The organism is Mesorhizobium sp. WSM4313 (assembly GCF_002294725.1).
Taxonomy (GTDB): domain Bacteria; phylum Pseudomonadota; class Alphaproteobacteria; order Rhizobiales; family Rhizobiaceae; genus Mesorhizobium.
The window spans coordinates 172,196-188,884 of the sequence record NZ_NSFT01000003.1 but is presented as its reverse complement, the minus strand read 5'-3'; the positions used below and the strand labels follow the sequence as shown (position 1 = coordinate 188,884).

At 65.0% G+C, this 16,689-nt stretch carries 18 protein-coding genes; 15 read left to right on the top strand and 3 right to left on the bottom strand.

What is annotated here, in order from left to right:
- The first annotated feature begins 11 nt into the window (after positions 1-11).
- From flgK to CK219_RS08700, 8 genes are all read left to right on the top strand, one after another.
- Positions 12-1,463, top strand: a complete 1,452-nt coding sequence (gene flgK / locus CK219_RS08735) for a flagellar hook-associated protein FlgK (protein WP_095766365.1) — start codon at positions 12-14, stop codon at positions 1,461-1,463.
- A 3-nt stretch (positions 1,464-1,466) separates the two neighbouring features.
- Positions 1,467-2,516 (top strand): flagellar hook-associated family protein, encoded by a 1,050-nt coding sequence (locus CK219_RS08730; RefSeq protein WP_095766364.1) that lies wholly within the window; start codon positions 1,467-1,469, stop codon positions 2,514-2,516.
- Between the two features lie 31 nt (positions 2,517-2,547).
- A complete protein-coding gene (gene flaF, locus CK219_RS08725) occupies positions 2,548-2,895 on the top strand; it encodes a flagellar biosynthesis regulator FlaF (RefSeq protein ID WP_040989989.1) in 348 nt (115 codons plus the stop codon).
- Complete coding sequence (gene flbT / locus CK219_RS08720; protein WP_095766363.1) at positions 2,892-3,329, top strand: flagellar biosynthesis repressor FlbT; 438 nt, start codon at positions 2,892-2,894, stop codon at positions 3,327-3,329. The genes flaF and flbT overlap by 4 nt, the downstream gene beginning before the upstream one ends.
- Before the next feature lies 1 nt (position 3,330).
- Entirely contained in the window at positions 3,331-3,738 is a 408-nt protein-coding gene (flgD, locus tag CK219_RS08715; protein ID WP_095766362.1) for a flagellar hook assembly protein FlgD, read from the top strand.
- Positions 3,739-3,860: 122 nt separating this feature from the next.
- Positions 3,861-4,127: a flagellar biosynthesis protein FliQ gene (fliQ, locus tag CK219_RS08710; RefSeq protein ID WP_095766361.1), complete on the top strand. Its 267-nt coding sequence runs from the start codon at positions 3,861-3,863 to the stop codon at positions 4,125-4,127.
- Positions 4,128-4,289: 162 nt separating this feature from the next.
- The gene (gene asnB, locus CK219_RS08705) at positions 4,290-6,155 is read left to right on the top strand and encodes an asparagine synthase (glutamine-hydrolyzing) (RefSeq protein ID WP_095766360.1); all 1,866 of its coding nucleotides are present in this window, start codon (positions 4,290-4,292) and stop codon (positions 6,153-6,155) included.
- A 150-nt stretch (positions 6,156-6,305) separates the two neighbouring features.
- Positions 6,306-7,949 carry an MFS transporter gene (locus CK219_RS08700; RefSeq protein WP_095766359.1) on the top strand — a complete coding sequence of 548 codons (1,644 nt, stop codon included), beginning with the start codon at positions 6,306-6,308 and terminating at the stop codon, positions 7,947-7,949.
- A gap of 99 nt (positions 7,950-8,048) precedes the next feature.
- Here CK219_RS08700 and CK219_RS08695 read toward each other — a convergent pair whose 3' ends face one another.
- Positions 8,049-9,830, bottom strand: coding sequence for a chloride channel protein (locus CK219_RS08695; protein WP_095766358.1), 1,782 nt, complete (start codon positions 9,828-9,830; stop codon positions 8,049-8,051).
- A 320-nt stretch (positions 9,831-10,150) separates the two neighbouring features.
- On the bottom strand, positions 10,151-10,450 hold the full coding sequence (locus CK219_RS08690; RefSeq protein WP_095766357.1) for a putative quinol monooxygenase: 300 nt from the start codon (positions 10,448-10,450) through the stop codon (positions 10,151-10,153).
- 121 nt (positions 10,451-10,571) lie between these two features.
- Between CK219_RS08690 and flhA the strand changes: the two genes are divergently transcribed.
- From flhA to CK219_RS08655, 7 genes are all read left to right on the top strand, one after another.
- Entirely contained in the window at positions 10,572-12,659 is a 2,088-nt protein-coding gene (gene flhA / locus CK219_RS08685) for a flagellar biosynthesis protein FlhA (protein ID WP_095766356.1), read from the top strand.
- Entirely contained in the window at positions 12,656-13,408 is a 753-nt protein-coding gene (gene fliR, locus CK219_RS08680) for a flagellar biosynthetic protein FliR (protein ID WP_095766355.1), read from the top strand. Before flhA ends, fliR begins: the two co-directional genes overlap by 4 nt.
- Before the next feature lie 2 nt (positions 13,409-13,410).
- A complete protein-coding gene (locus CK219_RS08675) occupies positions 13,411-13,797 on the top strand; it encodes a hypothetical protein (RefSeq protein WP_095766354.1) in 387 nt (128 codons plus the stop codon).
- A gap of 70 nt (positions 13,798-13,867) precedes the next feature.
- Entirely contained in the window at positions 13,868-14,437 is a 570-nt protein-coding gene (locus tag CK219_RS08670) for a rod-binding protein (RefSeq protein WP_245340427.1), read from the top strand.
- An 8-nt stretch (positions 14,438-14,445) separates the two neighbouring features.
- Positions 14,446-14,865, top strand: coding sequence for a hypothetical protein (locus CK219_RS08665; protein WP_095766352.1), 420 nt, complete (start codon positions 14,446-14,448; stop codon positions 14,863-14,865).
- Between the two features lie 30 nt (positions 14,866-14,895).
- Positions 14,896-15,426 carry a hypothetical protein gene (locus tag CK219_RS08660; RefSeq protein ID WP_095766351.1) on the top strand — a complete coding sequence of 177 codons (531 nt, stop codon included), beginning with the start codon at positions 14,896-14,898 and terminating at the stop codon, positions 15,424-15,426.
- Between the two features lie 190 nt (positions 15,427-15,616).
- Entirely contained in the window at positions 15,617-15,901 is a 285-nt protein-coding gene (locus tag CK219_RS08655) for an SCP2 sterol-binding domain-containing protein (protein WP_027165149.1), read from the top strand.
- Between the two features lie 120 nt (positions 15,902-16,021).
- On the opposite strand, the gene CK219_RS08650 is transcribed toward CK219_RS08655, so the two are convergent.
- Positions 16,022-16,546, bottom strand: coding sequence for an N-acetyltransferase (locus CK219_RS08650; protein ID WP_245340444.1), 525 nt, complete (start codon positions 16,544-16,546; stop codon positions 16,022-16,024).
- Positions 16,547-16,689 lie beyond the last annotated feature (143 nt).

The window sequence follows — 16,689 nt, the reverse complement described above, 5'->3', positions numbered from 1 at the left end:
GAAAGATCAGCATGTCGCTTTCCTCCGCACTAAGCATTGCCCAATCGGCGCTCCTGGCCACGTCCAAGCAGACCAGCGTCGTATCGCGCAATGTGGCCGACGCGTCGAACCCTGACTATACCCGCCGCATCGCCGTGGTGACCAGCACGGCGCCGGGCGCCCGGGCGGTGGAAATCCAACGCGCCGCGAACGAGCTCCTGTTCCGCCAGAACCTTTCGGCGCTGTCGGCATGGAGCGGCCAGAGCGCGCTTTACAACGGCATGGATCAACTCGAACTGTCGGTCAACGGGGTCGACAACGCGTCGTCTCCCTCGACGGCCATCGCCAAGCTGCAACAATCTCTGCAGCTTTACGCCACGACGCCATCGAACCAGACCCTCGGCACCAGCGTCATCGATGCCGCCAAGCAGGTGGTGAATTCTCTCAACAGCGGCACCAAGGCGATCCAGGACTTCCGCACCCAGGCCGACAGCCAGATCGCCACCGCCGTCGACGACCTCAACTCCCTGCTCGGCCAGTTCCAGGACGCCAACAAGGCCGTCATCTCCGGCACGCGATCTGGCACCGACGTGTCCGACGCGCTCGATCAGCGCGACGCCCTCCTGAAGAAGATATCGGAATATGTCCCGGTATCGACCTTCACGCGCGGCGACAACGACATGGTCGTCACCACCAAGGACGGCACGACGCTGTTCGAGACCGTGCCGCGCTCGGTGACCTTCGCGCCATCGGCCGGCTATTCGGCCGGCACGCCCGGCAACACGGTCTACATCGACAATGTGCCGGTCTCGGCCGGCACTGGCGACAACGCGACCGCCGACGGCAAGCTTGCGGGCCTGCTGAAGCTGCGCGACGGCGTCGCCTCGACCATGCAGAGCCAGCTCGACGAGATCGCGCGCGGCCTTATCACCGCATTTGCCGAAACCGCGCCATCGCAGCCCAATGCGGCCGGCCTGTTCACATGGTCCGGCGCGCCGGCAATCCCGGCCGCCGGCACCCTGGTCGACGGCCTCGCCGGATCGATCGGCGTCAACGCCGCCTTCGATCCGAGCGCTGGCGGCAATCCCGCGCTGTTGCGCGACGGCGGCGCCAACGGCGCGGCCTATGTCGTCAACACCGGCAACGCATCCTATTCGGACCTTCTGATCAGCTATGGCAACAAGCTCGATCAGCCGATGGCCTTCGATGCCTCGGCCGGCATCGCCGTCAGCTCCGGCGTCTCCGATTACGCGGCCAATGCCATCGGATGGTTCGAAGGCGTGCGCCAGCAGGCCTCGACCAACGCCGACAGCAAGCAGGCGCTGGCAGCGCGAACGGCCGAGGCGCTGTCCAACGATACCGGGGTCAATGTCGACCAGGAGATGTCCCTGCTTCTCGACCTCGAGCACACCTATCAGGCCTCGGCGCATATGATGAAGACCGTGAGCGACATGCTGGACGCCCTGATGAGCGCGGTAGGATAATTCATGAAAGCGACAGCCGTTTCCTCAGCCGCCATCTCCAACGCCCTGCGTTACCAGCAAGCGAAAATGCAGGCCGACCTTGTGAAGGCGACGACGGAATCCACGACCGGCAAGGTCGCGGATGTCGGTCTGGCGCTTGGCGGGCGCACGACCCAGGCCGTCACCTTCCAGCGCGACCTCGACCGGCTGAACGGCATCGTCGATTCCAACGCGCTCGTCACCGCGCGACTGACATCGACCCAGGATTCGCTCGGCCAGATCGCCGGTGCCGCGCAGAGCTTCCTGTCGGCACTGACCAGCGGCGTGTCGGGCGACTCCTCGACCAGCATCCTGCAGACCGCCGGCGCCTCGGCGCTGCAGCAGATGACGGGTATTTTGAACACCAGCGTCAACGGCGAATATCTGTTTGCCGGCACCAACACCGACGTCAAGCCGATCGACGATTTCAACGCCACTGGCTCGCCGGCCAAAGCCGCCTTCGATGCGGCCTTCTCGAGCTATTTCGGCTTTGCCCAAACCGACCCGGCGGCGGCCAACATCACCGCTGCCCAGATGGACGACTTCATCACCACCAAAGTCGAGCCGCAATTCCTGGGCGCCGGCTGGCAGGCCAACTGGTCGAGCGCCACCGATGAGCAGATCACCAGCCGCATCTCGCTCAACGAAACCACCCAGACCTCGGTCAGCGCCAACGAACAGGGTATCCGCAAGCTCGCCATGGCGTCCGCCATGGTCAGCAGCCTGCTTACCGGCAGCATCAGCGAGGCCGCCCAGAACGCGGTCGTCAGCCGCGCGCAGGCGCTGGTCGGCGAAGCCATCGGCGGCATTACCCAGGTGCGGGCCGAAACGGGCCTTGCCCAGCAGCGCGTATTCGACGCCAGCGACCGCATGAAAACCCAAGTCGACCTGTTCGAGAAGCATATCGTCGATCTCGAAGGCGTCGATCCCGCGGAAGCCGCTACCCGGGTCGCCGACCTGACACAGCATATCGAGACCTCCTTCGCCTTGACCGCGCGTCTGCAGCAGCTCAGCCTGCTGAACTATCTGACTTGAACACGTAAACCGGAACGCCAGAGCGCCGACGATGTATCAATTCTCCTACGCCGACATCCAGACCGACTCCGTCGCCGATGCCAAGGACCGGGAGCGGCAGCTGCTCACCCGGTCGATCGACATGCTGGCAGCGGCAGCAGCCGTTGGCACCGAGTCGATGGAAGCCGTCGAGGCGCTGCATTTCACCAACCGCATCTGGACCACCTTCGTCGAGGATCTCGGCTCCAGCGACAACGCCCTGCCCAAGGAACTGCGCGCCAACCTGATCTCGATCGGCCTATGGCTGCTGCGCGAGACGGAAGACATCCGCCAGGGCCGCACCAACAATTTCGAAGGACTGATCGAGGTCTCCCAGATCATCCGAGACGGCATCCAATGACCAACACGCTGAAGATCTCGCTAAAGCCCAACGAGAAGATCTATATCAACGGCGCGGTCATCCGCGTCGACCGCAAGGTCACCATCGAGCTGATGAACGACGTGCAGTTCCTGCTCGAAAGCCACGTCCTCCAGGCCGATCAGGCCTCTACGCCGCTCAGGCAGCTTTATTTCATCGTGCAGATCATGCTGATCAACCCGCTCGGCGCCCCCGAGGCGCGCGAGATGTTCCGCCGCTCGCTGCCGATGCTGATCGCAAGCTTCGACAATCAGGACATCTGCAAGAGCCTGAAGCAGATCGACCGGATGGTCGGCGAGGATGAGATCTACGAGGCGCTGAAAGCGATCCGCGCGCTCTATCCGCTCGAGCGCAGGGTGCTCGAAGACGATGACGACATTTCCCAAACGCCGCGCGCACTGGCTGTAGGAGCATAAGATGGCCGTCGACATGAGGACAACGATCCCGGTTGGCGCCAACCAGGCCAGCCAGAAGACTTCCAAGACGGCGGTTGACTACCAGTCGTTCCTGAAGCTCCTGATCGCCGAGATGAAGAACCAGGATCCGACCAAGCCGATGGATTCCACGCAATATGTCGCGCAGCTCGCCACCTTCTCCCAGGTCGAGCAGTCGGTGCAGACCAACACCAAGCTCGACCAGATCATGCAGTCCTCGGCATTGTCGCAGGCCGATGCGCTGATCGGCCGCTCGATCACCTCGGCCGACGGCAAGACAACCGGAACGGTGGCTTCGGTGACGCTCTCCAGCAGCGGCCTGATCGCCGTGCTGCAGGACGGCACCCAGGTTCCCGTCGGCGCGGGCGTGTCGATCAAGCCGGCCGCCTGAGCATGTCTCACGAAAGTGGATCCGGTTTTCGGGGCAAAGACATGCTTAAATCAAAGCCAAAAACAGGTCGCGTGTACTGTTTTTCATGCGACCCGCTTTAGCGGGCTCGCGAGAGGTCAGCCATGAACGAGGCCGATGCCCTCGACATCGTCCAGTACGCCGTGTGGACGGTTCTTACCGCTTCCGCTCCCGTGGTGCTGGTGGCGATGGTTGTCGGTATCGGCATCGCGCTCATCCAGGCGCTGACCCAGATCCAGGAAATCACCCTGACCTTCGTGCCGAAGATCGTCGCCATCATGCTCGTGGTGGCGCTGACCGGCCCCTTCATCGGCGGCCAGATCTCGGCCTTCACCAACGTCATCTTCGAACGCATCGAGCACGGCTTCTGACGCAAGGCAGCGAGCGTCGGGTAGCCTTTCGCCCCGACCCCGGATGATCTCTTGCGGCGGAATCTGTAGCAGCTAGATTGTGAAGCGCGCCGGCATCGGCCGGTGCCCTTGTCCTAGGCCACTTCAGGAAGCGATGCATCGGGCAGAAACGGCCGGCGGGCCATGTGCGCAATAGCCGGCGTCTGGCGAAAGCGCGATCCGATCGGCAGCGGCGATCGTCGCGACGTCGCGCGCATGATGCAGGCATTGGCGCATCGCGGTCCCGACGATCACGGCAACTGGAACGACGCCCGCCTGGCGCTCGGCCATCGCCGGCTGACCATCATCGACCCATCGCCCGCCGCGCGCGAGCCGATGCTGATCGCGTCCGGCGACAGTGTGCTTTGCTACAACGGCGAGGTCTATAATTTTCGCGCGTTGCGCAGGTCGCTGGAGGCGGAAGGCCTGACGTTCCGCACGGTGTCCGACACCGAGGTGGTGCTTCAGGCCCTGCATCACTGGGGCCCGCAAAAGGCGGTGCCGTTGTTCGACGGCATGTTCTCCTTCGCTTATTTCGATGCCCGCGCCGGCGCCTTGTGGCTTGCCAGGGACAGGCTGGGCATCAAACCGATGTCGGTCGCCGAGACCGGCGACCGCGTTCTGTTCGCCTCCGAGGACAAGGCGATCCTCGCCTGCCCCGACTTTACCCGCCGGATCGACACGCGCGAGCTGACGCTGCGGCTCGCCTGGCAGAGCCGCGATTCGAGCTACAGCGTTTTCGACGGGATCGAGCGGCTGCCGCCGGCCGGCCTTTGGAAGATCACCGGGGACGGCATCGACAAGCGCCGCTTCTGGCACGTCCTCGACGTCCTCGAGACCGCGCGCATCGCCGGCGACAAGACGTCCGACGCCGGACACATGGCGATGCTCCAGACGCTGCTCGAGGAAAGTGTCGAGCTGCATTGCATCGCCGATACCAGCCTTGCCACCGCCTGCAGCGGCGGCATCGATTCGGGCCTGATCACTGCGCTTGCCAAACGCTTCAGGCCCGAGCTGCACGGCTATGTCGTCGACCCGAAGCTCGGCCGCAGCGAGGCCGAGGATGCCGAGCGGACCGGTCGCCATATCGGCGTTAGCCTGCGCCGAGTGCCGTTCGACAGAGACCGGTTCCTCGAGCTCTGGCCGCGCGCGGTCTGGCATCTCGAAACCGATGGCTGGCATGCCAGCCACGCGGCGCTGCTGGCGCTTGCCGAGCAGTGCCGCGCCGACGGCGTCAAGGTGCTGCTGACCGGCGAGGGCTCCGACGAGCTTTTCGGCGGCTACAAATGGCAGGCATCGACGATCAGGCTCTGGCGCCAGTCCTGGCTGCAGCGCCTGTTCCGGTCGAAAGCCGGGCGCGACCGCAAATTCGCCGAATTGCGCCGCGCCCCGTTCCGCAATTCGATCGGTCGCGGCTCGCCGACGGACCGCGCCATGGCGCTCAGAGCCCTGTCCCCCGAGCTGAACTTCCTGCAGACCAAGCTGTTCGACAGGTTGGACGGTGTCGCGCCGCCCGGCGATCGCGCTTTCCTGGCAAGCTGTTTTTACGACCTCTATTCGCACCTGCAGGACCTGCTGCACCGGCACGACCGGTTGAGCATGGCGGCGTCCGTCGAGCTCAGGGTGCCGTTCCTCGAGAACCGGCTGATCGACTTCGCCCTTCATTTGCCGCGACGGCAGAAATATCGCGACGGGACCGGCAAGTGGCTGCTCAAGAAGGTCGCCGAACGCCATCTGCCGCGCGAAAATGTTCGCGCAGCGAAGAACGGTTTCGAGATCGGGGCCGCTTTTTCAGCCGGCACGCAGGGCCTGCTGCGCGGCGGTCTGCTACGCGACGCGATGAAATGGTCTGCTTCCGAATTGGACGACCTGATCGACATGGCAAGCAGCCAGGAAACGTCGCGCCTGCGTCTCGTCGGCATGGAAATGCTGCTCAGGCTTTACATGAATGGCGAGACGCCAGGCGGCCTGACCGAGGCCCTGCATGCCGAGGCGAGAAACGCGACATAGCCAGAAGTTGGTCCAGACAGGCCAGATGCTTGGCTTAAAGCTTCACCGACGCATTTTCGCCTTTGCCATCCTGTTGTTGGGTCGCACTCTTTGGCGAGTCGCCCGCCTGCGCGGGCGCGGCGAGCCTCTAAAGCGGACGAAGGCGCAACCATGATCGACGACGAGCCGGAAAGCGAACGCGTCTCCGCGCTGGCGCCGTTCCGGCACGGCATCTTCCGCGCCGTCTGGTCGGCCAGCCTGGTGTCGAATTTCGGCGGCCTGATCCAGGGCGTGGGCGCCGCCTGGATGATGACCACGATCGCTACCTCGCCCTACCAGGTGGCGCTGGTCCAGGCCTCGACTACCTTGCCGATCATGCTGTTCGCGCTCGTTGCCGGCGCCATCGCCGACAGCTTCAACCGCCGCAAGGTGATGCTGGTGGCGCAGACCTTCATGCTGGTCGTCTCGGCGCTGCTGACCTTGTTCACCTGGCAAGGCTGGATGACGCCCTGGACGCTGCTTGCCTTCACCTTCCTGATCGACAGCGGCACGGCGCTGAACAGCCCGTCATGGCAGGCCTCGGTCGGCGACATGGTGCCGCGCGCCAAGGTGCCGGCGGCGGTCGCGCTCAATTCGCTGGGCTTCAACATCACCCGCAGTGTCGGCCCGGCCATCGGCGGCGTCATCGTCGCCGCCGCGGGTGCGGCGGCCGCCTTCGCCGCCAACGCCGTCAGCTATATCGGCCTGATCGTCGTGCTCGCCCGCTGGAAGCCGGCGCTGCCCGAGCAAACCCTGCCGCGCGAGTCGCTCGGCGCGGCGATGGGCGCCGGCCTGCGCTATGTCGCCATGTCGCCCAACATCGCCAAGGTGCTGGTCCGCGGTTCGGCCTTCGGCTTCAGCGCCGGCGCGGTGCTGGCGCTTCTTCCCCTGGTGGCGCGCGATGTCGTCAAGGGCGATGCGCTGACCTACGGCATCATGCTCGGCGCTTTCGGCATCGGCGCGGTGGGCGGCGCGCTGATCAGTGTGCGGCTGCGGCAGCTGCTGTCCAGCGAGACGATGGTGCGCATGGCCTTTAGCGGCTTCGCGCTCTGCGCCCTCAACGCCGCAGTCAGCCACAATGCCTGGCAGACATCGGCGGGCCTGCTCATCGGCGGCGCCTGCTGGGTGATCGCGCTCTCGCATTTCAACGTCACGGTGCAGATGTCGACGCCGCGCTGGGTGGTCGGCCGCGTGCTGTCGATCTACCAGACGGCGACCTTCGGCGGCATCGCGCTGGGCAGCTGGATCTGGGGCGTCGTCGCCGACGCGCATGGCGCGGAGACCGCGTTGACCGCTGCGGCGGTCGCGATGCTCGCCGGCGGCGCCATCGGCTTCGTCCTACCCTTGCCGCGGCAGACGGTGCTCAACCTCGATCCGCTCAACCGTTTCAAGGAACCGATGCTGGCGCTCGACCTCAAGCCGCGCATCGGCCCGATCGCTATCATGATCGAATACATCATCCGCGAGGAGGACGTGCCGGAATTCCTGGCGACCATGGCCGAGCGCGGCCGCATCCGCCGCCGTGACGGCGCCCGCAACTGGACTTTGGCCCGCGACCTCGAAAATCCGTCGGTGTGGATCGAGCACTACCACACGCCGACCTGGGTCGAGTATATCCGCCACAACCGGCGCGCCACCCATGCCGACGCCGTGGTCGGCGAACGCATCCGCGCGCTGCACAGCGGCGACAACCCGCCGCGCGTGCGCCGCATGATCGAGCGTCCGACCACCGCGGGCACGACGCTTGTCTCGCCGAAGGGGCCGATCGATCACTGATCGCACGTCGTCCGAAGCCTGCTTCGGCGTGCAAAGGGTCGACGATCAGTCGGCGCTCTGGATCATGTAGAGCTTGCGAGTGGCTGTGCCGTCGACCGACTAGCCCTCACCCGACAGATCGCGGCGCGCCTTGTCGAGCTCTTCGGCATAACGGCGCATCAGATGGCTTTCGGTGAGCAGGCCAAGCACGATGCGCTCGTCGAAATCCTCGACCACCGCCAGTTCCTCGGCCCCGGTGCGCTGGAAGGTCTCGGCGGCGGTCTGGACATTCATCGACGGCACCAGCACCGCATCCTTGAACTGGGCGAGCGTGCTCACCGGCATTTCGCCATCAGAGCGATCGCTGTGCAGTTCCGGCACCAGCAGCATGCCGACATATTGGTCGGCCTGCTCGACGGCGATGACCCGCTGCGCCGAGCCGAGCGGCACCTCCTTGCGGAATTCGGAGAGCGTGGTCGAGGCAGGGACGGTGCGGACGTCCTTGCGCATCATCGAGCCGACGGTGAGGCTGCGCATCCAGCCGACGTCATGGGCGCTGCGGATCGTTTCGCCGCGCAGGTGGAAACGCCAGGTCGAGAAGGAGTAGCCGAAGGTCTCGCGCACCAGGATCGCCGACATGATCGAGGCGGCCAGCACCACGCCGGTGAGCGTCAGGTCGCGGGTGGATTCCAGCGCCAGGAACGTCATGGTCAGCGGACCGCCGACGACGCCCACCGCAAGCGAGGTCATGCCGACGACGGCGGCGACCGCCGGGTCGATGCCAGCCGACGGCGCGGTCAGCGCCATGACGCCGGCAAAGACCTTGCCGAGCAAGGCCCCCAGGAACAGCGAGGCGAAGAACAGGCCGCCGCGGAAGCCCGAGCCGAGCGAGATGGCGGAGGCTGCCAGCTTCATCACGAAGACGCTCGCCACCACGGGAAGGGCATAATTCATGGCGAACTCGCGGTGCAGCGCGCCATGGCCGCTGGAGAGCACCTGCGGCGTGACCAGCCCGAGCAAGCCAACGAAGATGCCGCCGATGAACGGCCTGACCGATACGTCGATCGACAACCGTACAAAGAGCCGCTCGACGATGCTCACCAGATGCATGATCGCGATCGAGGCAGCCCCGCCGAGCAGCCCCAGCAGCAGGAACGGCACATATTCGCTGGCGGTCAGATTCGGCAGACCTGAGAGTTCCAGCGGGAACGGCACGCCGCCGAACATTTCCGCCGTCAGCGAAGCGGCGATCGCCGCCGCCATCACCGGCGCCACATTGGCGACGGAGTAGATGCCGATGACCAGCTCGAAACCGTAGAAGGCGCCGGTCAGCGGCGCGTCGAAGGCGGCGGCGATCGCGCCGGCCGCACCGCAGCCGACCAGAATGCGCACGTCATTGCGGCGCAGGTGGAAGGCGCGGGCAAGTCGGGAAGCTACGCCGGAGCCGATCTGCGTGTAGCCGGCTTCCAATCCGACCGAGGCGCCGAAGCCGCTGGAGATCATCGTCTGCGCCACGATGATGAACGTGTCGGTGAGCGACATGCGGCCGCCATAGAGCGCGTTGGCCTCGATCGGGTCGACAGGTGTGCGAAACTTGCGCTTTCTGAGCCAGAGGACGGAAAGTCCGAGCAGCAGGCCGCCGATCGCCGGGAACATCGCCTGTACGGGGTCGGCAAGCGAGAACATCGCCGAAAGCCGGCCGCCCGGCTGCACGTCGAACAGCAGGTAATGCATGCCTTGCACCAGCGCGCTCATGCCGGTGACCAGCGCGCCCGCGATGACGCCGACCATGCCGGCCATCAGCACGATCACGATGCCGCGCGCCTCGAGCACGGGGATCGAGCTGATCAGCACCGCGCGAAGCCGGCGGGCGTAAACTTGTGGGTCGTTTCTGGCAGGCAACGAAGCGGCTCGCCGGTATGCGAAAGATAAGAACTGCCGTGCCTGATACGCGCGGCGGCTTTGCGTGGCAACCGCAATGCCGACCGCATGTGGCCATTTTGGCGTTGCGCCGCATTAGTCTTAAGCAAGACTTGCCGCGTGACCAGGAGATAGACTTAGTCGGGCACCGGTATGGTGAGAGGGCCGGAATCGTCTTGTACGACGAAGATCGCCAGCAGCTCCGCCCGCCGGCCTCTCCGCCGCGGAAGAACGCGCCGTGCGGCGCTGGCTGGTCGCCGTCGCGACCGCGGATGCGGCACAGCCGTAAATGCCTCACACGATCAGGTCGGCGCGCCGCCGTCCGTCTCGAAAAGCGTGAGCTTGCGCTCGCCGATGCCGAGCTCGGCCCAGCTCGCGCGCCATTCCGCGATATGCGCCGATTTGAAGTGGGCTTCGAGCGCGGCACGGTCGCTCCAGGCCTCCGAGACATGGATGAGCCCGGCATCCAGCACATCCTGCGCGTAGGAATAGTCGAGGCAGCCCGGCTCGGCGCGGCTCGCCATGATCATGCGTTGCATCGCCGGCTTTGCCTGGTCGAGCCTGTCGGGCGGCAAGCGGACCGTGCCGATGATCAGGAGCATGCGCTTTTCCCTTCCGATAAGTGGCTAAGGCGCCGTAGCCGCTCTCCCACCTTCGCGCAAGCTTGGAGGGCTACGGTCGAGGGCCTGCCCTGTGCGTGGCTGCCCTGGATTTGAGGACGACATGGCGATCAGCGAAACACTACCGTCCGGCCTGGCGGTCAAGAACGGCCGCGACATCTTCTTCGCGCTCGGCATCGTCTTCATCTTGGCGGTGCTGTTCCTGCCGATTCCGGCCTTCCTGATCGATATCGGCCTCGCCTTCTCGATCGCGCTTTCGGTGCTGATCCTGATGGTGGCGCTGTGGATCCAGCGGCCGCTCGACTTCTCGTCCTTCCCGACCGTGCTGCTCATCGCCACCATGCTCAGGCTATCGCTCAACATCGCCACCACGCGCATGATCCTGTCGCACGGCAACGAGGGCACGCATGCTGCCGGCTATGTCATCTCGGGCTTCTCGAAGCTGGTGATGTCGAGCGACTTCGTCATCGGCCTCATCGTCTTCATGATCCTGATCGTGGTGAACTTCATCGTCATCACCAAGGGCGCGACCCGTATCGCCGAGGTCGGCGCGCGCTTCACGCTCGACGCCATTCCCGGCAAGCAGATGTCGATCGACGCCGACCTTTCCGCCGGCATGATCGATGAGAAGACGGCGCAGCTGCGCCGCCGCGAGCTGGAGGAGGAGAGCTCCTTCTTCGGCTCGATGGACGGCGCCTCGAAATTCGTGCGCGGCGACGCCATCGCCGGCCTGATCATCACCGCCATCAATATCGTCGGCGGCATCGCCATCGGCTATCTGCGCCACGGCATGGGCCTTGGCCAGGCGGCCGACGTCTTCATCAAGCTGTCGGTCGGCGACGGTCTCGTCACCCAGATCCCGGCGCTTATCGTCTCGCTCGCCGCGGGCATGCTCGTCTCCAAGGGCGGCACGCGCGGCTCGACCAACCAGGCGGTGTTCGGCCAGCTCGGCGCGCATCCGCGAGCGCTCTATGTCGCGGCCTCGCTGCTGGTCATCCTCGGCCTGATGCCCGGCCTGCCCCTGTTCCCCTTCTTCGCGCTTGCCGGCGGCATGGCCGGCCTCGGCTACATCATCCCGCTGCGCCTGAGCCGCGAGCGTGCCGCCGCCGAAGCCCTGAAGACGCAGGAAAAGGCGAACAAGGTCGAGGAGGAGAAGAACTCGGTCAAGGCCTCGCTGGTCACCGCCGAGATCGAGCTTCTGATCGGCAAGCAGCTTTCGACAAGGCTGATGGTGGCGCATCAGGAACTGGTGTTCCGCATGTCGAAGATGCGCAAGAAATTCGCCCAGCAATACGGCTTCGTGGTGCCGGAGGTGCGCGTCGCCGACGACTTCGCCATCCCGCCGAAGAGCTACCAGATCAAGGTGCACGGCACGGTGGTCGCCGAATACCAGATGCGCGTCGGCGAGATCATGGTGCTGCTCGGCACGCGCGGCGTGCCGGAAATCCCCGGCGAGGAAATTCGCGAGCCGGCCTTCGGCATGCGCGCCTATTCGGTGCTCGAAACCTTCGCCGAGGATCTGAGACGCGAGAACTTCACCTTCGCCGATAACATGTCGGTGCTGCTCACGCATCTCTCCGAGGTGATCCGCAACAACCTGCCGCAGCTTCTGTCCTACAAGGACATGAAGGCGCTCTTGGAGCGGCTCGACCCGGAATACCGCAAGCTCGCCGACGAGATATGCACCTCGCACATCTCCTATCCGGGCCTGCAGGCCGTGCTGAAGCTGCTGCTCGCCGAGCGCGTCTCGATCCGCAACCTGCATTTGATCATCGAGGCGATCGCCGAGATCGCGCCGCATGTGCGCCGCACAGAGCAGATCGTCGAGCACGTGCGCATCCGCATGGCGCAGCAGATCTGCGGCGACCTCTCCGAAGGCGGCACGCTCAAGGTGCTGCGCCTGGGCAACCGCTGGGACCTGGCCTTCCATCAGAGCCTCAAACGCGACGCCAAGGGCGAGGTGCGCGAGTTCGACATCGATCCGCGTCAGCTCGAGGAATTCGGCCAGGACGCCACCAAGGCGATCCGCAAGCATCTCGAGGCCGGCGAGCGTTTTGTGCTCGTCACCGCGCCCGACGCCCGTCCCTATGTACGCATGATCATCGAGCGGCTGTTCACGACGCTTCCCGTTCTCAGCCATGTCGAGATCGCCAAGGGCGTCGAGATCAAGGTGCTCGGAACAATCTCGTGAACGCGCTCTCGCAAGGCGTCGTCATCGCCGCCTTCCTCGCCTTCTGCCGTATCGGCGCCTGCTTCATGCTGATGCCCGGCCTGTCCAGCGCCCGCGTGCCGCTGCAGATCCGGCTGTTCGTTTCGCTCGCCGCCACCGGCGGCCTGCTCGCTTTCCTTTGGGACCGCATCTACCCGTTCGTCGATCCGCGCCCGCAGGTCCTGGCGCCGATGATCGTCTCGGAGCTCCTGGTCGGTGGCCTGATCGGCGCCATGACCAGGCTCTACATGGAGGCGCTGCGCTTCATGGGTTCGGCCATCGCCATGCTGATCGGCTATGGCGGCTCGGGCGGACCGGCGATCGAGGAGCCGGAACCGCAGGCGGCGCTTGCCGCCATCATCTCGTTCTCGGCGCTGCTTCTGCTCTTCGTCTTCGACTTCGACCACGAGATCGTCAAGGCGCTCGTCGCCTCCTACCAGGTCGCTCCGGTCAACGTGTTCTTCAACCCGCAGGCCGCCCTGGTCGACGTCACCGACACGGTGTCGGATGCGTTCTTTCTGGTCATTCGGCTCGGCAGCCCGTTCGTCGCCTATGCCATCCTGGTCAATCTGACGATCGGTTTCGTCAACAAGCTGACGCCGCAGATCCCGGTCTATTTCATCTCGCTGCCCTTCGTCATCGCCGGCGGCATGATCATCTTCTATTTCGCCGTCGGCACCTTGCTGTCGCTGTTCGTCGACGGCTTCGTCGACCTCACGCTGGCGAGATAGCCATGACTGCGCGCAAAGACCGCCTGAAGAAACTGGTCAAGGTGCAGGAGCAGTTGAAAGCGCTGCACGAGACCCGCCATGCCGGCTTCCTCGCCGCCGCCGTCAAGGCCGAAACGGAGGCCAAGGAGCTGATCGAGCGCTTCGACACCGACAGCTCGCTGGGTTCCCTCTTTCCGGAAATCTACCACCGCCGCATCACCGACGCGCTCGGCCGTCAGGAACGGAACCTCGAGAACGCCCGCCAGGAAGTATCGCTGATCGCCACTGCGACGGCGCGCACCAACATGGTCGAGCGCGCCTACAAGGACGAGCGCCGCCGCGACGAGCGCGAACGCTCCGACCGCGAGCGGCTCGATCTGATCATGCAGAAGCGAACCTCCGACGGCTGATCATCGCAAGCCTGCCACAAGCTTCTTCAGTCATTGTGCAACTAACAAAACCGGCAAAGGGCGGACTTTCTTGGCCATTTCCCCACCCAGCGACATCGTCATGGACGTTGCCCGCGCAGCGGAGCCGGCCGATGTCGAGGCCGCGCGCGCGGCGCTCGCGAGAAGGGCGAATGGCACCTCGGCGCCTTTCTCTGTCGATCCATCCGCGACGGTCGATGCCGGCTCCATTCTCTCGCGCGCAACGGCCGACAAGGCGGAAGCCGCCAATCCGGCGAAGAAGTTCCAGCGCTTCGAGGCGATGGTGCTGACCACCTTCATCCAGAACATGATGCCCAAGGACACCGAGGGTGTTTACGGCAAGGGCCTGGCCGGCGACATGTGGAAGTCGCAGCTCGCCGAAAAGGTGGCCGATGTCATGGCCGCGCATGGCGGCATCGGCATCGCCAGATCCATGCTTGCCGACCATTATCTCGACGGCAAGCACAAGGTGCCGGTCGGCCCCATTGCCGGTGGAGCGCAGAAAACCGAGATCGACCGGCAGACCCGGCTTTCGGCCTCGATGATCGAGGAGCTTGAGCGCAAAGCAGCACGGTCGATGACCGGCGACGAGACGACCATAAAAACAGATATTAAGATCTAGGGACCTACATGGCCGACCAAACGGACCTTTCCAACCTTCCCGCACGCACCAGCGCAATGGCGGCGCCCGCCGCCGCGCGACCCGGCAACCTCGCCGCCATCATCGGCCGCATCGAGGAAGTCGTGGACGAGGAAACCGCCGGCATCCGCAGCGGAACGGCCTATGATCTCAAGGCCTCGAACGCGCGCAAGAGCCGGTATCTCTACGAGCTGAACCGCGCCATGAAGGGCGCCAACGAGATCGAATTCCTCGAGCAGCATCGCGAAGGCCTGCTGCGGCTGCGCCAGAAGCTGGCTAGGAACGAGGCGGCGATCCTTGCCCATCTCAACGCGGTCAACGAAGTCGCCACGCTTTTGAGGAACGCCATCCAGCGCGCCGATACCGACGGCACCTATTCGGCCGGTGAGTTCGGAATGGCGCGAGCCTGATGAGATGATCGAGGCGCAAGGACAGACCCGGTGATAAAATTCATCGCCGCCGCGCTGTGGATCTGCGCCGTGACGCTCGGCGCGGTCTTCTATTCCTTCCAGGCGGCGGGCCAGCGCGGCGCGGCCGAGCCGCCGAAGCCGATGCTGGGCGGCCTCGACTATGTCAAGACCGACATGATCTCGGTGCCGTTGCTGCGCGACGGGACGATCGAGGGCTATTTCCTCACCAAGCTCGTCTACACGGTTGAGCCGGACCAGATAAAGAAGCTGTCGATCCCGGCGCAGGCGCTGATGACCGACCAGGTCTATTCCTATCTCTATTCCAACCCGCAGATCGATTTCACCAAGAAGGAATCGATCGATCTCGACGCTTTCCGCAAGTCGATCCGCGACACCATCAACACCCGCGTCGGCGTCGAGCTGGTGCACGAGGTGCTGATCGACCAGGTCAACTTCCTGTCCAAGGACGATATCCGCGACAACGCGCTTCGGCGCCGCAAGAATGCCGGCGACACCGCGGCGGCGATGACCAAGCCTTTCCAGGCGGCGCCGGAGCATTGACTGCGTGGCCGCGTCCGCGGCGATAGACATGGCCCAGTTTCCCTAAGCGATATGACGCATGGTGACCGCGTTGACGTAAACGTCAACTCGAAGCTATATGCGCCTGTGGTCGCGCTGGAGCGCGGCGCGTCTACCTCGCCCAGCGGCCAAGCGCCGGTGCGCGTCAACGCAACCAACGAGGAGAACCGCCATGGGCGTTCAGGAGATTGCCGACAAGATCAAGTCGCGCGTGGCAAGCGCCGGCTTCGAGCATTCGGTCAAGTTCGACACCGGCAGCGACGGCGTCATCGTCATCGACGGCGCGACCGTCTCGACCACCGACGCGCCGACCGACTGCACCGTCAAGCTGTCGCTCGACGATCTGGACTCGCTGATTGCCGGCGACCTCAATCCGACCATGGCCTTCATGTCCGGCAAGCTGAAGGTCGAGGGCGACATGACCGTCGCCATGGCACTCAGCCAGTTGCTCGGCTGACCCTTTGCAAAAACAGCAACGCCGCCCATCGGGCGGCGTTGCTGTTTTTGTCGAACCTAAAACAATTCCAGGAAACGTGCGTAGCGGTTTTCCGTCCGGAATTGCGTGAAAACAAAGGTTTCAGGCGACGAAATCCAGCGCCTGTCCTTTGATCTTGCGGCCGGCGGCCTTGATCGTGCCTTTGGCGCCGTCCAACGCGCCTTCCTGCAGTTCCAGCGCCAGAAGCCGGTGCCGCTCATAGGGGCCGGGCATGGCAAGCGCCCCGGTTCGGTGGGCCGAGAAGCCGAAGCGTCCATAATACGGCGCATCGCCGACGAGCAGGATCGCGCCATGGCCGAGCCGCGCCGCTTCGGCGAGTGCGTGCCGCATCAGCGCCGAGCCGATGCCGCCGCTCTTCAATCCCGGCTCGACCGCGAGCGGGCCGAGCAGCAGCGCTGCCGGACCGCCCTCGCCCAACCTCACATCCCACAGCCGCACCGTGCCGACGACCGCGCCCGACGCATCGCGGGCGACAAAGGCCAGGCCTTCCGAGGGCCGGCGGCCGCGCCGCAGCTTCTCGGATGACTTCTTCTTGCGCTTCGGCCCCATGGCGCGGTCGAGCAGCGCTTCGCGCGCCGCGACGTCGCCCGCGCCTTCGCCAAGAATGACGAAGGCCGGCGCCTGGGCGGCCCCCTCGTCCGGCGCGCCGCGCGAGCCAGCCTGTGCCCGCAGGGCCAGGGAGGGCGCAAACCCATTTTCAGGCGAAGTGGAGACCGGTTCGCCGTAAGAAAATGAGCCGAGAAGCGCTG

Excerpts from the sequence above, each read along its gene's own strand:
- flhA (WP_095766356.1), top strand. The coding sequence starts at position 10,572 with ATGGCGATCAGCGAAACACTACCGTCCGGCCTGGCGGTCAAGAACGGC.
- fliQ (WP_095766361.1), top strand. The coding sequence starts at position 3,861 with ATGAACGAGGCCGATGCCCTCGACATCGTCCAGTACGCCGTGTGGACG.
- CK219_RS08700 (WP_095766359.1), top strand. The coding sequence starts at position 6,306 with ATGATCGACGACGAGCCGGAAAGCGAACGCGTCTCCGCGCTGGCGCCG.
- asnB (WP_095766360.1), top strand. The coding sequence starts at position 4,290 with ATGTGCGCAATAGCCGGCGTCTGGCGAAAGCGCGATCCGATCGGCAGC.
- flbT (WP_095766363.1), top strand. The coding sequence starts at position 2,892 with ATGACCAACACGCTGAAGATCTCGCTAAAGCCCAACGAGAAGATCTAT.
- CK219_RS08675 (WP_095766354.1), top strand. The coding sequence starts at position 13,411 with ATGACTGCGCGCAAAGACCGCCTGAAGAAACTGGTCAAGGTGCAGGAG.
- CK219_RS08655 (WP_027165149.1), top strand. The coding sequence starts at position 15,617 with ATGGGCGTTCAGGAGATTGCCGACAAGATCAAGTCGCGCGTGGCAAGC.
- CK219_RS08665 (WP_095766352.1), top strand. The coding sequence starts at position 14,446 with ATGGCCGACCAAACGGACCTTTCCAACCTTCCCGCACGCACCAGCGCA.
- flgK (WP_095766365.1), top strand. The coding sequence starts at position 12 with ATGTCGCTTTCCTCCGCACTAAGCATTGCCCAATCGGCGCTCCTGGCC.
- CK219_RS08730 (WP_095766364.1), top strand. The coding sequence starts at position 1,467 with ATGAAAGCGACAGCCGTTTCCTCAGCCGCCATCTCCAACGCCCTGCGT.
- flaF (WP_040989989.1), top strand. The coding sequence starts at position 2,548 with ATGTATCAATTCTCCTACGCCGACATCCAGACCGACTCCGTCGCCGAT.
- flgD (WP_095766362.1), top strand. The coding sequence starts at position 3,331 with ATGGCCGTCGACATGAGGACAACGATCCCGGTTGGCGCCAACCAGGCC.
- CK219_RS08690 (WP_095766357.1), bottom strand. The coding sequence starts at position 10,450 with ATGCTCCTGATCATCGGCACGGTCCGCTTGCCGCCCGACAGGCTCGAC.